13 protein-coding genes are annotated in these 16,141 nt (G+C 37.3%); 10 read left to right on the top strand and 3 right to left on the bottom strand.

What is annotated here, in order from left to right:
* Nucleotides 1-14 precede the first annotated feature (14 nt).
* The 4 genes from ACFSAV_RS06950 to manA all read left to right on the top strand — a co-directional run bounded on the left by ACFSAV_RS06950 (nt 15) and on the right by manA (nt 3,473).
* Nucleotides 15-818, top strand: coding sequence for a PTS mannose/fructose/sorbose transporter subunit IIC (locus ACFSAV_RS06950; RefSeq protein ID WP_379097786.1), 804 nt, complete (start codon nt 15-17; stop codon nt 816-818).
* A gap of 14 nt (nt 819-832) precedes the next feature.
* A complete protein-coding gene (locus ACFSAV_RS06955; protein ID WP_379097788.1) occupies nt 833-1,669 on the top strand; it encodes a PTS mannose transporter subunit IID in 837 nt (278 codons plus the stop codon).
* Between the two features lie 137 nt (nt 1,670-1,806).
* Nucleotides 1,807-2,268 (top strand): DUF986 family protein, encoded by a 462-nt coding sequence (locus ACFSAV_RS06960; RefSeq protein WP_101775891.1) that lies wholly within the window; start codon nt 1,807-1,809, stop codon nt 2,266-2,268.
* A gap of 2 nt (nt 2,269-2,270) precedes the next feature.
* Nucleotides 2,271-3,473 carry a mannose-6-phosphate isomerase, class I gene (gene manA / locus ACFSAV_RS06965; protein ID WP_379097791.1) on the top strand — a complete coding sequence of 401 codons (1,203 nt, stop codon included), beginning with the start codon at nt 2,271-2,273 and terminating at the stop codon, nt 3,471-3,473.
* A 61-nt stretch (nt 3,474-3,534) separates the two neighbouring features.
* Here manA and argA read toward each other — a convergent pair whose 3' ends face one another.
* The gene (gene argA, locus ACFSAV_RS06970; RefSeq protein ID WP_379097794.1) at nt 3,535-4,845 is read right to left on the bottom strand and encodes an amino-acid N-acetyltransferase; all 1,311 of its coding nucleotides are present in this window, start codon (nt 4,843-4,845) and stop codon (nt 3,535-3,537) included.
* Between the two features lie 125 nt (nt 4,846-4,970).
* Nucleotides 4,971-5,234, bottom strand: a complete 264-nt coding sequence (locus ACFSAV_RS06975; RefSeq protein ID WP_379097797.1) for a GrxA family glutaredoxin — start codon at nt 5,232-5,234, stop codon at nt 4,971-4,973.
* A gap of 158 nt (nt 5,235-5,392) precedes the next feature.
* Between ACFSAV_RS06975 and ACFSAV_RS06980 the strand changes: the two genes are divergently transcribed.
* The 5 genes from ACFSAV_RS06980 to lpdA all read left to right on the top strand — a co-directional run bounded on the left by ACFSAV_RS06980 (nt 5,393) and on the right by lpdA (nt 13,881).
* On the top strand, nt 5,393-6,307 hold the full coding sequence (locus ACFSAV_RS06980; protein WP_379097800.1) for an ATP-grasp domain-containing protein: 915 nt from the start codon (nt 5,393-5,395) through the stop codon (nt 6,305-6,307).
* A 32-nt stretch (nt 6,308-6,339) separates the two neighbouring features.
* Complete coding sequence (ycfP, locus tag ACFSAV_RS06985; RefSeq protein ID WP_379097803.1) at nt 6,340-6,879, top strand: alpha/beta hydrolase YcfP; 540 nt, start codon at nt 6,340-6,342, stop codon at nt 6,877-6,879.
* An 834-nt stretch (nt 6,880-7,713) separates the two neighbouring features.
* Nucleotides 7,714-10,377 (top strand): pyruvate dehydrogenase (acetyl-transferring), homodimeric type, encoded by a 2,664-nt coding sequence (gene aceE, locus ACFSAV_RS06990; RefSeq protein ID WP_379097806.1) that lies wholly within the window; start codon nt 7,714-7,716, stop codon nt 10,375-10,377.
* A 75-nt stretch (nt 10,378-10,452) separates the two neighbouring features.
* Complete coding sequence (gene aceF / locus ACFSAV_RS06995) at nt 10,453-12,336, top strand: pyruvate dehydrogenase complex dihydrolipoyllysine-residue acetyltransferase (RefSeq protein WP_379097809.1); 1,884 nt, start codon at nt 10,453-10,455, stop codon at nt 12,334-12,336.
* 123 nt (nt 12,337-12,459) lie between these two features.
* Nucleotides 12,460-13,881 carry a dihydrolipoyl dehydrogenase gene (gene lpdA / locus ACFSAV_RS07000; protein ID WP_379097812.1) on the top strand — a complete coding sequence of 474 codons (1,422 nt, stop codon included), beginning with the start codon at nt 12,460-12,462 and terminating at the stop codon, nt 13,879-13,881.
* Nucleotides 13,882-14,060: 179 nt separating this feature from the next.
* Here the strand turns inward: lpdA and ACFSAV_RS07005 are convergent, their stop codons facing one another.
* A complete protein-coding gene (locus ACFSAV_RS07005; RefSeq protein ID WP_101775779.1) occupies nt 14,061-14,510 on the bottom strand; it encodes a LexA family protein in 450 nt (149 codons plus the stop codon).
* 367 nt (nt 14,511-14,877) lie between these two features.
* Between ACFSAV_RS07005 and sstT the strand changes: the two genes are divergently transcribed.
* On the top strand, nt 14,878-16,119 hold the full coding sequence (gene sstT, locus ACFSAV_RS07010) for a serine/threonine transporter SstT (RefSeq protein ID WP_379097815.1): 1,242 nt from the start codon (nt 14,878-14,880) through the stop codon (nt 16,117-16,119).
* Nucleotides 16,120-16,141: the final 22 nt, after the last annotated feature.

The following is a 16,141-nucleotide window of genomic DNA, read 5'->3' on the forward strand; positions in this document are numbered from 1 at the left end:
GAAAGGAAATTAGAATGGAAATTTCAACTTTACAAATCATATTGGTTTTCCTCGTTGCCTGTATGTCAGGTATGGGCTCAATTCTTGATGAGTGGCAAACGCACCGTCCATTAATTGCTTGCACATTAATTGGGTTAGTGCTTGGTGATATTAAAACTGGCATCATTGTTGGTGGTACACTTGAATTATTAGCATTGGGCTGGATGAACATTGGTGCCGCGCTTGCACCAGATGCAGCGTTAGCTTCTGTTGTGTCAACGATTCTTGTTATTATTGGTGGACAAGACATCTCAACGGGGATTGCTATTGCGATTCCATTGGCTGCGGCTGGTCAAGTATTAACTTATGTGGTACGTGCGATTACAGTTGGTTTTCAACATGCGGCAGATAATGTAGTGGAAACAGGTGATTTAAATAAATTAGATTGGATTCATCGTTCAGCATTGTTATTACAAGCAATGCGTATTGCGATTCCTGCCTTAATCGTTGCGATGACTGCGGGTACAGATACTGTACAAGCTATGCTAAATGCGATTCCACCTGTTGTGACAACAGGTCTAAAAATTGCAGGTGGCTTTATTGCTGTTGTAGGTTATGCGATGGTCATTAATATGATGCGTGCTGGTCACTTAATGCCTTTCTTCTATGCTGGTTTTGTTATTGCCGCTTTCACTGAGTTTAACTTAGTTGCTTTAGGGGTATTAGGTGCGATCATGGCAGTACTTTATATCCAACTTCACCCAAAATACAATCAAAGTAAACAAGTGGTGCAAGTGGTAAGTAATGGTAACAATGAGCTTGATAACAGATTAGATTAATAGGAATTACAACAATGACAACTGAAATGAAAAAAGTAACGCAAAGCGATTTAAACGCAGTAGTACGTCGTTCTAATCTTTTCCAAGGGTCTTGGAACTTTGAACGTATGCAAGCACTTGGATTTGCTTATTCTATGGTACCTGTTATTAAGCGTTTATATCCAGATCCAGATTCACCAGAACGTAAAGATGCTGTAAAACGTCATTTAGAATTCTTTAATACTCAGCCATTTGTTGCAGCACCTGTATTAGGTGTAACAATCGCTATGGAAGAAGAGCGAGCTAATGGTAAGCCAATTGATGATGCGGCGATTAACGGGATTAAAGTAGGTCTTATGGGACCTTTAGCAGGTGTAGGTGATCCAATTTATTGGGGAACTGCTCGTCCAGTATTTGCAGCATTAGGCGCGGGTTTAGCTGTAAATGGTAACATTTTAGGACCAATTTTATTCTTTGTGCTTTTCAACCTCGTTCGTTTAGCAACACGTTATTTTGGTGTAACTTATGGTTATAAGAAAGGACTTGATGTTGTTGGTGATATGAGCGGTGGTTTACTGCAAAAGTTAACGGAAGGTGCGTCAATTCTTGGTTTGTTTATTATGGGGGCGTTAGTCCAAAAATGGACGAGTATTAATGTGCCATTTGTAGTTGCAGAAATTCAGATGCAAGATGGTACAATGCGTGTCGAAACCGTACAAACTATTCTGGATAGCTTAATGCCTGGTTTATTACCATTATTATTAACTTTTGCTTGCACGTGGTTACTTCGTAATCGTGTCAATGCACTGTGGATTATCATTGGCTTCTTTGCAATCGGTATCTTTGGTGCTTGGACTGGTATTTTAGCCTAGTCTGTTTGTACTATTATTTTGTTAGAGTGCGCTTTTAAGAGGGATGAACGCAGGGTCATCCCTTTTATTTGTACAAAATTTACTTTAGTGAGTAAGTTTGTTACTATTTTTGGGCGATGATTACTTCCTTATTGATTATGATTAATACATTACTTCTTACTGGTATTCTTTTGTTCTTTTTTTATGCACTTTATGATCAATTTGGTATGGATCGCTATAAAGGTAAGACATTATTAAAAGTGCGTTTGCAAAAGCAAGCCAAAAAAGATGCTGTTATTTTTATTGTTTTGATTATTTTGATTGTTTATCAAGCAAAAACAAGTCTATCTGCGTTGAGTTTATATTTACTTGCCACCTTAATTATCCTTACTGTTTATGCTGCTTTTATGCGCTCACCTGTATTGATGCTAAAAGAGAACGGCTTTTTCTTCGGTAATATTTACTTTTTATATCAGAACATTCATCAAATAAATTTAGCAGAAGACAATATTTTAGTTATTGATATGAAAAGTGGTAAGCGTTTATTAGTGCGTTTGTTAACAGAATTTGATCGTGAACAAGTCATACAATTTTTTGGTGGTTATAAGAATAGGGAGTAAAAATGGGGATTTATCAGTTAACGGGTAATGTACAACATTATGCTTGGGGTGGGAAAAGCTATATTCCACAGTTACTTAATTTAGTTCCAAATCCTAAACAACATTATGCAGAGTGGTGGCTTGGTGCGCATGTCTCTTCTCCTTCATTAATTGAAGTTACAGGTCAGAAACAATCATTGATTACATTTTTAGCACAAAAACCGACCGCACTTGGTCAGCAGAGTATTACCAAGTTTGGTCAAGAGTTACCATATTTATTAAAAATTCTTGATGTAGCTAAACCGCTTTCTATCCAATTACATCCTACGAAGCAACAGGCTGAACTGGGGTTTGCGCAAGAAAATACAAATGGCGTGGATTTAGCTGATCCGAAACGAACTTATAAAGATAATAATCATAAGCCTGAAATGATGATTGCGTTATCGGATTTTTGGTTGCTGCATGGTTTTAAGACAAAAACAAAAATTTTAAAAACATTAAAAGCGCGTCCTTCATTACATGTACTTGCGACAAAGCTTGAACAGCAGGATTTACATGATTTTTATGCCGATATTATGCAAGCAGATCAAATCCAATTGGTACAATGGTTATTACCTATTATTGAGGAGAATAAAGCCAAATATCAGGCAAATAAACTTGAACTTAATAATCCAGATTATTGGTTATTGTATACTATGGAAGCCATGGACATTCCATTAGAAAAATTAGATGCTGGTTTAGTGTGCTTCTATTTATTTAATATTGTGCATTTAAGAAAAGGAGAAGGGATTTTTCAAGATGCAGGTATTCCTCATGCATATCTACGTGGGCAAAATATTGAATTAATGGCATGTTCAGATAATGTTATTCGTGGTGGTTTAACGCCAAAGCATGTGGATATTCCTGCGCTGTTAGCAATCATTGATTGCCGTGAAGTGGAGCCTAATATTATTCCAATTGCACCAGAGCAAGCGCGAGTATTTACTTACTCAACGCCAGCACAAGATTTTGCTTTGACAAATGTTCGTTATGTGCAAGGCGAAATTCATCAATGTCAGGCGCGAAGCGCTGAAATTTTGTTTGTCATGCAAGGAGAATTGAAAATTTCGCAAAAATCGACCGCACTTAATGTGAAGAAGGGGGAGTCAGTATTCATTGAAAGTGATAGTGAATATCACATTGAAGGGATAGATGAAGGCTATTGTGTGATTGCTAAGCTACCTTAATCAATTAGTCATAAAAGGGCTAACATCTGATAGGGACAACGATGTTAGCCTTTTATTTTGCCTAGTGCAATTTGAGTATTAATATCTTTGAGCGACGCTGATAATTGTAATGTTGGCGTTTTTTGAGTGGCAAATCTTCGAGCTGAGCAAGTTGAAAACCACGTTCTTGAAACCAATGTACAGTTCGTGTAGTGAGCACGAAAAGTTTTTTAATCCCCAGTTGCTTTGCTCGTTTTTGAATTGCTGCAAATAAAATATCACCACGAGATGAATTACGGTAATCAGGGTGAACAGCAACACATGCCATTTCTGCCATTTTCTCTGTTGGGTAACTATTTAAGGCTGCACAGGCAATTACAACGCCGTCGCGATCAATGATAGTGTAATTATCAATTTCCATTTCTAATTGCTCACGTGAACGTTTTACTAAAATGCCTTGTTGTTCGAGTGGGCGGATGAGTTCAAGTAAAGCGGGAATATCTGCTACTGTTGCGCAACGAATCGTTTCTGAAAGCTCAATAGAAAGTTGTGTACCAACACCATCACGAGTAAATAATTCTTGTAATAATGCCCCGTCTTCTTCATAGCTGATTAAATGAGCACGTTTAACACCGTTGCGACATACTTCAATTGCCGCTTGTAAGAATCTGGCTTGTGAACTGTGATATTGGTTTTGGGTAATTAATTGGTTGAGATGGTTTTCTGCTTCTTGTGGCAAGAGATCGCTAATCCGTTGTTTTTCGGGATCTAAGATACCTTGTTCAACAGTAAAACCAATGAGTTTCTCTGCTTTTAATTTTATTGCAACTTGTGTCGCGATATCTTCAAAAGGCAGATTAAAGCTTTCGCCTGTGACAGAGGGCGCGATTGGACCAATTAAGACAATTGCATCTCGCTCTAATTGTTGTTGGATACTTTCAATATTCACACGGCGAATTTTGCCACTGAGTTGATAGTCAATGCCATCATCAACGCCAATTGGTTGCGCTAAAATAAAATTACCAGTGACAACATCAATTAATGGTGAGTGAGGTAAGCGTAATGATAATCGTGAATTAATATCATAGTTTAGTTTCCCTACAGCCTGTTTAACCAATTCTAAGCAAGCTAAATCAGTCACTCGAATATTTTTGTGATAAAGCGATTCGATTTGGTGTTGCTGTAGCAGTTGATTAATTTGATAGCGAGCACCGAATACGAGAACTAGTTTAATACCTAAGCTATGTAATAAGCTGATATCGTTAATAATATTGACAAAATTGGTACAAGCAATTGTATCGCCATCAAGCATGATAACAAAGGTTTTCCCTCTATGCATATTGACATAAGGTGTAGATTGTCTAAACCAATGAACTAATTCTGTGCTGCGCATGTTGTATCTCTTTTAATAATTATTCATTTAAATTGAATTTATATTCATTTGTATAAATGTGCAAGTAGAAATTGATACACATAAAAAATGCGATGAATTTTCATCGCATTTTATGTCGCTACAGTTTAGGCAATCACATTAAATTGTGCTTTCATTAACGCTTCAAAATCGGTACAGCCACCAATTGGTTTTTCATCAATAAAAATTTGTGGCACAGTTTCTACTGGTTTACCAACGGATTTAGATAAATCCGCTTTGGTAATACCTTCAGCTACGATATCAACGTAGCGATAATCAAAGTCAGTCATCGTTTCTTTTAATTTTTCTGCTAAATTTTTAGCACGTACGCAATATGGACAGCCTGAGCGACCAAAGATAACAACAAACATATTATTTCCTCTTTTGAGTTGAAAACAAACAATTTAGTTTCGTTTAAATCAGACTATTCTACCTTATGCAAAGAAAAAGAATAAACTATTTTTCAGCATAAGCTTGATGAGTATAATATGACAATTTGTTATGTGACTTTTCTTGCTATTGAATGGTTATGAAATTATTAATGTTATGCCGTGAGCCTCGCCTCTATAGCTGCCAGCGTTTAAAAGAAGCTGCCGAGAGTAGTGGGCATCAAATGGATATTTTTGATCCAAATCGTTGTTTATTGAAATTAACAGAAAATCGACCGCACTTTGAATTGTATTATCAAGCAAATATGGAGGTCGAACCTGTACTATTACCGCAATATGATGCTGTTATTCCTCGTTTTGGTACATTAAGTACTAAAATGGGATGTGCAGTATTACGCCATTTTGCAGCAAAGAAGGTACCCTGTTTGAATTCGGCACAGGCATTTTTGAAAGCAAGAGATAAATGGTTAAGTTTGCAAATTTTAGCTGAAAGTGGCATTCATGTTCCGACATCATTGTTATCAGGTTCTGAATTTCACGCAAGTTGTGCGATAGCACAAATTGCGTCGCCAACAATTTTAAAGACGCTATCTGGTGCACAGGGTATTGGCGTAATTTTAGCGGAGAAAAAACAAAGTGCGGTGAGTATTTTAGAAACATTAAAGCAAGCAGATGTGCCCGTTCTCACCCAAGAATTTATTGAAGAAGCGAATGGTAGTGATGTGCGTTGTTTTGTGATTGGTGAACGTGTTGTGGCTTGTATGCAACGAATTGGACAGAATGGCGAATTTCGTGCTAATTTTCATCGTGGTGGCTTAGCTGAAAAAATAACTTTATCTGAACAAGAAAGGGCGATTGCAGTACAAGCAACACAAGCATTAGGCTTGGAAGTGGCGGGTGTTGATTTAATTCGTTCAAAACGTGGTCCATTAGTATTGGAAGTGAATGCGAGTCCCGGTTTAGAAATGATCGAGAAAACGAGTGGTATTGATATTGCGTTGCAGATGATAGTTTATCTTGAAAAGAAATGCAAAGTAGCGCAAAGTGCGGTATAAAATTCAATGATTTTAATATGTAGGAGCCATAAATGATAATTTATTTACATGGGTTTGATTCAAGTAGCCCGGGCAATTATGAAAAAGTAATGCAATTAAAGTTTATTGACGATGATGTACGTTTTATTAATTATAGTACTTTACACCCACGTCATGATATGCAGTTTTTATTAAAAGAAGTACATAAATTAATTGCTGAAAGTAAAGATCCGGCGCCTTTAATTTGTGGTGTGGGTTTAGGTGGTTATTGGTCTGAACGGATAGGTTTCTTATGTGGCATTAAGCAGGCTATTTTTAATCCTAATTTATTCCCTTATGAGAACATGCAGGGCAAGATAGATCGCCCAGAAGAATATGAAGATATTGCAACGAAATGCGTTGAAAACTTTCGGGAAAAAAATCGGGATAATTGTTTAGTCTTTTTATCAAAAGAAGATGGTATTCTTGATTCACAGCGTAGTGCTGATGTGTTATCACCATTCTATGAAATTGTATGGGATGAAGTAGAAACCCATAAATTTAAGAAAATTTCTCATCACTTACAAAAGATCAAAGCATTTAAGCAAAGTTAATTAAACTATATACATACTGAATTCAAATAAGAGGACGAAAATTTTTGTCCTTTTATTGTTGACTAAAAACTACCTGCTATAAAGGTGAATTTTTGCTACCCATTAACATCCCTTTCTTTTGAATGTACTTATTGCTTTTAGGCTTTGTTTTTAAAATGTAAATAGACAATTTTTTAGTAGTTAGGCTTTTTTCTTCAACGTCTGATTCACAGTATGATAAATGGCTTCTTAATTTATAGACATAATTTTTAGATACATAACTTACGCTCTTTTGGGAAACGTCAACGCTCCTTTTTGAAAGTCAATTTTACTTGCTTGCGGTAAGACTCTGTTTAACTCGTATCACAAATCAGCAAATCATATACTCCAGCTTTTTCTGAACAGCATATAGACATTAGAATATTTGAACATTATTGACCGCTCTTTTATTGTCATTGTGATTTGAGTCAATTAAGATTCGTTTGGTCGTTTTTGATACAATTTCTACTTATTCTTTAAAATGAAGGTTATAATATAAAAATAGTTTTCATTTGCTTTTATTACATGCAAATAGATATATTTTGACTTTTTTTTGACGGTTTGAAAGGAATAGATCTTGGGAAGAAAACAGCTACCTAAAAAGTATTCTTTTTTGCGTTTTGTGAGAGAAATCACTATCTTTCTCTAAAAAAATCTAATAATATTTATAAAATTTGTTAAAAATTTGTGAAGTGCTTTTGTTTAAGCAAATCTTGCACAAATTGTATTCAATTTTATCAATTTAGTTATTAATTCATTGTTTAATCTTAATTAAGATTGAGCTTACTTTTAACTTAACAAAATAAGGAAAAGACTATGTCAGATATGTTAAAGAATGACGTAGATCCAGTCGAAACTAATGATTGGTTGTTAGCTATTGATGCGGTCATTCGCGAAGAGGGTGTTGAAAGAGCACAGTTCATTATTGAACAATTAATGCAACATGCTCGTGCAAACAATGTTTCTTTACCAACAGGTATCACTACTGACTATATTAACACCATTCCAGCTTCTGAAGAACCTAATTATCCAGGCAACCTAGATTTAGAAAGACGTATTCGCGGTGCTATTCGTTGGAATGCAATTATGATGGTATTGCGTGCTTCGAAAAAAGATTTGGAGTTAGGTGGACATATGTCTTCTTTCCAATCCTCAGCAACTATTTATGAAGTTTGTTTTAACCACTTCTTTAAAGCGCGTTCTGCGAAAAACGGAGGCGATTTAGTTTTCTTCCAAGGTCATATTTCTCCGGGCATTTACGCACGTGCATTCTTAGAAGGTCGTTTAACTGAAGAACAAATGGATAACTTCCGCCAAGAAGTACACGGTAAAGGTCTTTCTTCTTATCCTCATCCTAAATTAATGCCTGAGTTCTGGCAATTCCCAACAGTGTCAATGGGGCTTGGACCATTGAATGCAATCTATCAAGCTCGCTTCTTAAAATATTTACATAACCGCGGCTTAAAAGATACTGCAGATCAAACAGTTTATGCGTTCTTAGGTGATGGTGAGATGGACGAAGTTGAATCACGTGGTGCAATTTCAGTTGCTGCGCGTGAAAAATTAGATAACTTGGTGTTCGTCATTAACTGTAACTTACAGCGCTTAGATGGACCTGTCACAGGAAATGGTAAAATCATTCAAGAATTAGAAGGTTTATTTAACGGTGCGGGCTGGGAAGTCATTAAGGTTATCTGGGGGCGCCGTTGGGATCGCTTATTACAACGTGATACCTCAGGTAAATTATTGCAATTAATGATGGAAGTTGTTGATGGTGATTACCAAACAATGAAATCAAAAGATGGTGCTTATGTCCGTAAACACTTCTTCGGTCGTTCCCCAGAAACAGAAGCATTAGTGGCAGAAATGACAGATGATGAAATTTGGGCATTAAATCGTGGTGGACATGATCCATTAAAGATCTTTGCTGCATTTAATAAAGCAAAACAAGTGAAAAGTAAGCCAGTTGTATTACTTGTAAAAACGATCAAAGGCTATGGTATGGGTGATGCTGCGGAAGGTAAAAATATTGCTCACCAAGTGAAAAAAATGGATATGTCAGGTGTAAGACATGTTCGTGATCGTTTTAACATTGATATTGCAGATGCTGAGGTTGAAAACTTACCTTATATCAAGTTTGCAGAAGGTTCAGAGGAATATAAATATCTTCATGAGCGTCGCCAAGCGTTACAAGGTTATTTACCAACTCGCTTACCGCGTTTTACGGAACAATTAGAAGTGCCAGAATTAGAAGAATTTGCACAATTGTTTGAAGCGCAAGCGCGTCCTATTTCAACTACTATGGCATTTGTGCGCTCGTTGAACGTATTATTGAAAAACAAATCTGTAGGACAACGTATTGTACCTATTCTAGCAGATGAAGCGCGTACTTTTGGTATGGAAGGTTTATTCCGTCAAATTGGTATCTACAACCCATATGGTCAGAATTATACCCCACAAGATCGTGAGCAAGTTTCTTATTATCGTGAGGCAATTGATGGTCAAGTATTACAGGAAGGGATTAATGAGCAAGGAGCAACGGCATCTTGGTTGGCTGCAGCAACGTCTTATTCTACTAATGACTTCCCAATGATCCCATTCTATGTGTACTACTCTATGTTTGGTTTCCAACGTATTGGTGACTTAATGTGGGCTGCGGGTGACCAACAAGCACGTGGTTTCATGATCGGTGGTACATCGGGTCGTACAACATTAAACGGTGAAGGTTTACAACACGAAGATGGTCACAGCCATATTCAATCGTTAACAATTCCTAACTGTATCTCTTATGATCCAGCGTTTGCTTTTGAAGTTGCTGTAATTATGCAAGATGGTGTACGTCGTATGTATGGTCCAGAGCAAGAAAACATTTATTATTACATTACGACTTTAAATGAAACTTACGATCAGCCAGCAATGCCAAAAGGGGCGGAAGAAGGTATTCGTAAAGGTATCTATAAATTTGAAACTGTAACGGGTCAAGGTAAAGGTAAAGTTCAATTATTAGGTTCTGGTGCGATTTTACGTCATGTTCGTGAAGCAGCACAATTATTGGCAAATGACTTTGGTGTGACTTCTGATGTGTATAGTGTGCCATCATTCACAGAAGTTGCGCGTGAAGGTGCTGATGTTGATCGTTGGAATTTATTACACCCAGAAGCGCAAGCACGAGTGCCATATATTGCTCAAGTGATGAATGATGCGCCAGCAGTTGCAGCAACAGATTATATGAAATTGTTTGCAGAACAAGTACGTGCATATGTACCAGCTGCAAGCTATCGTGTATTAGGCACAGATGGTTTCGGTCGTTCAGATAGCCGTGAAAACTTACGTGAGCATTTTGAAGTTGATGCGCGTTATGTTGCTATTGCGGCATTAACTGAGCTTGCGAAACAGGGCACTATCGATAAGAACGTGGTTGCAGAAGCAATTCAAAAATACGGTATTGATACAGATAAAGTGAATCCACTTTACGCCTAATTTACGATTAACATTCCTGCTCCCTGAAAATGAAAAAAGAGAGCGTTTTATGGAATGATTGGAGGATAAAAGAACATGTCAAAACAAATTCAAGTACCAGACATTGGTGGTGATGAAGTTACTGTTACTGAGGTCATGGTGAAAGCAGGCGATACGGTTGCAGTAGATCAAAGCGTAATTAATGTAGAAGGTGATAAAGCTTCAATGGAAGTGCCTTCCCCAGAAGCTGGTGTCATTAAAGAAGTTTTAGTCAAAGTTGGTGATAAGGTCTCTACAGGTTCACCGATGTTTGTATTAGAAGCTGGCGATGCGAAACCTACAGAAGCGCCAAAAGTAGAAGCCGTATCTGTTGCGCCAGTGGCAAATGCTGTAGTAGAAGTTCATGTACCAGATATTGGTGGTGATGAAGTTAACGTAACTGACATTATGGTTAAAGTTGGTGATAAGGTTGAAGTTGAGCAATCTATCATCAATGTGGAAGGTGATAAAGCTTCAATGGAAGTTCCAGCACCAATTGCGGGTGTAGTAAAAGAAATTTTAATTAAAGTTGGTGATAAAGTTTCAACCGGTTCATTAGTTATGAAATTTGAAACAGGTTCAGCTCCCGCTAGTGAATCTGCGCCAGTGCAAGCTGCCGCCTCGACCACACCAGCACAAAGTGCGGTGAAAGATGTAAATGTGCCTGATATTGGTGGTGATGAAGTGAATGTGACTGAAATCATGGTCAAAGTGGGCGATACTGTCACTGAAGAACAATCATTGATCACTGTGGAAGGTGATAAAGCCTCAATGGAGGTACCTGCACCATTTGCAGGCGTAGTAAAAGAAATTTTAGTGAAGTCAGGTGATAAAGTATCTACTGGTTCATTAATTATGCGCTTTGAAGTAGTAGGTGCGGTATCTGAGTCTGTTGCAGCGTCCGTGCAACCTGCACCTGCGCCTCAAGCTGCACCAGCACAAGCGAGTGCACCTGTTGTAAGTGTACCAGCGGGTGATGCTGAAGTGACAGGTAGTTCAGTTTTCGCGTATGCAACACCAGTGGTTCGTCGTTTAGCACGTGAATTTGGAGTTAACTTAGATAAAGTTAAAGGTACTGGCCGTAAAGGACGTATCTTAAAAGAAGATGTTCAAGCATATGTTAAAGCGGCTATTAAAGCTGTTGAATCAGGCTCAGTACCAGTCGCACCAGCAAGTGGTGCTGCAAATGGAGCAGGCTTAGGTTTATTGCCATGGCCGAAAGTTGATTTCAGTAAGTTTGGTGAAATCGAAGAAGTTGAGTTAACTCGTATCAATAAAATCTCAGGTGCAAACTTACATCGTAACTGGGTAATGATCCCACATGTTACTCATTTCGATCGTGCTGATATCACAGATTTAGAGCAATTCCGTAAAGAACAAAACGTACTTGCAGAGAAACAAAAACTTGGTGTGAAAATCACTCCAGTGGTATTCATTATGAAAGCCGTTGCGAAAGCTTTAGAAGCTTATCCTCGTTTCAATAGTTCTATTTCAGAAGATGGTCAGCGTTTAACCTTGAAAAAATATGTCAATATTGGGGTTGCTGTGGATACACCAAACGGCTTGGTCGTGCCTGTATTCAAAGATGTTAATAAAAAAGGCATTATTGAGCTTTCTCGTGAATTAATGGAAGTGTCGAAAAAAGCGCGTGAAGGTAAATTGACTGCAGCAGATATGCAAGGTGGCTGTTTTACTATTTCTAGCTTGGGTGGTCTTGGTACAACTCATTTCGCCCCAATTGTGAATGCACCAGAAGTGGCTATTTTGGGTGTGTCTAAATCTGAAATGGCGCCAGTTTGGAATGGTAAAGAGTTTACCCCGCGTCTTATGTTGCCATTATCATTATCTTTCGACCACCGTGTTATTGATGGTGCAGATGGTGCACGTTTTATTAGTTATATTAATGGCGTATTATCTGATCTTCGTCGTTTAGTGATGTAATTGCTTTATCCGTTCAGCATTATGTTGAACGGATAAGTATTTATTAGCCAAATGTGATGATAAAGTGCGGTCAAAAATCGTGAAATTTTAAACAAGTTCATCACATCGTTTAACGAGGTTAAAATGAATAAAGAAATTAAAACTCAGGTTGTGGTATTAGGTGCGGGACCAGCGGGTTATTCAGCAGCATTCCGTTGTGCAGATTTAGGTTTAGAAACTGTTATCGTCGAGCGTTATTCAACCTTAGGTGGTGTGTGTTTAAACGTAGGTTGTATCCCATCAAAAGCATTGTTACACGTTGCTAAAGTTATTGAAGAAGCAAAAGCATTAGCAGAACATGGAATCGTGTTTGGTGAACCAAGTACCGATGTGAATAAAATCCGTGGTTGGAAGGAAAAAGTCATTAATCAACTTACTGGCGGTTTAGCGGGTATGGCTAAACAACGTAAAGTACAAGTTGTAAATGGCTATGGTAAATTCTCTGGTCCAAATACAATTATTGTTGCTGGTGAAGAAGGTGAAACTACTATTAAATTTGATAATGCGATTATTGCAGCAGGTTCACGTCCAATTCAATTACCGTTTATTCCACATGAAGATCCGCGTATTTGGGACTCCACAGATGCACTTAAATTAAAAGAAGTGCCTGAAAACCTATTAATTATGGGGGGAGGGATTATTGGTCTTGAAATGGGGACAGTTTACCACGCATTAGGTTCAAAAATTGATGTAGTAGAAATGTTTGACCAAGTTATTCCAGCAGCGGATAAAGATATGGTTCAAATTTATACTAAACGTTTTTCTAAAAAATTCAATTTATTATTAGAAACGAAAGTGACAGCGGTTGAAGCGAAAGAAGATGGTATTTATGTATCAATGGAAGGCAAAGCAGCAAACGAGACACGTCGTTATGATGCTGTATTAGTCGCGATTGGTCGTGTACCGAATGGTAAATTAATTGATGCCGGTGTAGCTGGTGTTGAAGTGGATGATCGTGGTTTTATTCGCACAGATAAACAAATGCGTACGAATGTACCGCACATTTTTGCGATTGGTGATATTGTCGGTCAACCAATGCTCGCGCATAAAGGCGTACATGAAGGGCATGTTGCAGCGGAAGTGATTGCAGGTATGAAACATTACTTCGATCCAAAAGTGATTCCTTCAATTGCCTATACTGAACCTGAAGTAGCTTGGGTTGGTAAAACAGAGAAAGAATGTAAAGCAGAAGGTATTAACTACGAAGTGGCGAAGTTCCCTTGGGCTGCTTCTGGTCGTGCAATTGCGTCTGATTGTGCAGACGGTATGACTAAATTAATCTTCGATAAAGATACTCATCGCGTCATCGGTGGTGCTATTGTGGGGACGAATGGCGGCGAATTGTTAGGTGAAATTGGCCTTGCAATCGAAATGGGTTGTGATGCAGAAGATTTAGCGCTAACGATCCATGCCCACCCAACTTTACATGAGTCTGTTGGTTTAGCAGCAGAAGTGTTTGAAGGTTCAATTACTGACTTACCGAATCCAAAAGCGAAGAAAAAATAATTTGTTATTGGATTACAAAGAGTAACTTTTTACCGCACTTATCTAAAGTGCGGTATTTTTTTATATGCTATATAGCAAAGCACAATCTATTTTGTATGGTGAGTCTGGTGTTTTTTAAAGCCGAGTAAAGTGCGGTTAAAATTTTTAACATATTGACCGCACTTTATTGAATTTAGCCCCTAGGCGGCAAAACGCATTTTACTTCGAGGTTTAATTTGGTGAATGGTGTTAGTGACAGTCCCTACAATAGGTAAAGATAACCAATTTTCTGTTTTAATATTAGCTTGTTTTGAATCAAGGGAAAGAAAAACAAATTCAGCATGTTGATGAGCGATAAATTCATAAATGTGAAATTGATTTTCTACTTCTAATACGACTAAATCACCTAATGATAAACTTTCATTTTTCTCTACTACGAGCATGTCATCTACTTCTATTCCCCAAGCTAGCATATTTGGATTAGTCACACGGATAAAACAAGTTTGCTGTGGGCGTTTTACGCAGTAAAGATTCAAATCAAGTTTCTTGCTAAAGTTAAAACGTGAATGCTGGATATCATCATAAAGTGGCATAGGACGATAGGACAAGGCGTTATCATTTTGTGCCACAGTATTATTTGCGTAATTCATCATATACCTCTTTAAATTAAACTGGTTATTTATACAGGTGAAATATACTGTTGTTATATACAGGTTGTCAAGAGGGTATTTTGTGTTTATTGAAAAAAATTTACACTTTTTCTGTATGTAATCTAATCAAGTTGCTGTTTTTTAATCCTTTAGTAGAATAAGTTTCATCTAAAAAATTGACCTAAAAATGAGATTTTTTCTAATCAGAATTAGGCTATTTTTAATAGAGGATTGGTAATTTATCAAAAATATAAGAATTGATATTTTCTTTAATTAAAAAGTAGGCTATCTTTAGTCATTGTTAGGGGGATCAAATATTTGATCTAAATATTAATAACAAGTGTATGAGCACGTGCGTGATTTAATTATGAATACATCTCGTTTATTTAGTTTGTTTTTCCAAGGTAATTTGGTTAAACGCATTTTTATTGGTCTTATCTTAGGTCTTATCGTGGCATTAATCACACCTACATTACAAGGTGTATTAGGTTTTAACTTAGCAGAAAAAGTCGGTGTGTTAGGGACGATTTTTGTTCGTTCATTACGCGCAGTTGCCCCGATTTTGATTTTTGTGCTTGTTATGGCTGCGATTGCAAATAAAAAAATTGGGACTAAAAGTAATATGAAATCTATTGTGATTTTATATCTTTTAGGGACTTTCTTAGCGGCGTTAACTGCAGTAATAGCTGGTTTCTTATTCCCAAGTGAAGTGGCTTTAGCAACAAAAGAAGACATGACATCTGCTCCACAAGGTGTTGAACAAGTATTACTCACTTTAGTGTTTAACGTTGTAGATAATCCTTTAAATGCGTTATTTAAAGCAAATTTCGTTGGTGTATTAGCATGGTCTATTGGTTTAGGTCTAGCGTTGCGCCATGCTTCTGAAACAACTAAAGTCATGATTTCAGATTTAGCTGAAGCAGTATCAAAAATTGTGTATGTGATTATTGCATTTGCACCAATTGGTGTATTTGGTTTAGTGAGCGAAACCTTGGCTGATAAGGGGTTAGCTGCACTAGGTGGGTATGTCCATTTATTAGTAGTTTTAGTTGGTTCAATGCTATTTGTTGCTTTTGTGGTCAATCCAATTTTAGTGTATTGGAAAATTCGTCGTAATCCATACCCATTAGTTTGGACTTGTGTGCGTGAAAGTGGGGTGACAGCGTTCTTTACGCGTAGCTCGGCTGCGAATATTCCAGTGAATATTAATTTGGCAAAACGTTTAAATTTAGATGAAGAAACTTATTCTGTTTCTATTCCATTAGGTGCAACCATTAATATGGCTGGTGCGGCGATTACAGTAACAATTTTAACTTTAGCTGCAGTACATACGTTAGGTATCGAGGTATCATTCTTCAGTGCATTATTGTTAAGTGTCGTTGCTAGTGTGTGTGCTTGTGGTGCTTCTGGTGTTGCTGGTGGTTCATTATTGTTAATTCCACTAGCTTGTAGTTTATTTGGTATTTCTGATGATGTGGCAGCACAGATGATTGGTGTCGGTTTTATTATTGGTATTTTACAAGATTCAACAGAGACTGCGCTAAACTCATCGACGGATGTCTTGTTTACTGCGGCAGCTTGTATTGCTGAAGAAAATAACCAAGCATAATGTAATAGTGATGTATAAAAAG

The organism is Pasteurella oralis, from assembly GCF_042681465.1.
GTDB lineage: Bacteria > Pseudomonadota > Gammaproteobacteria > Enterobacterales > Pasteurellaceae > Pasteurella > Pasteurella oralis.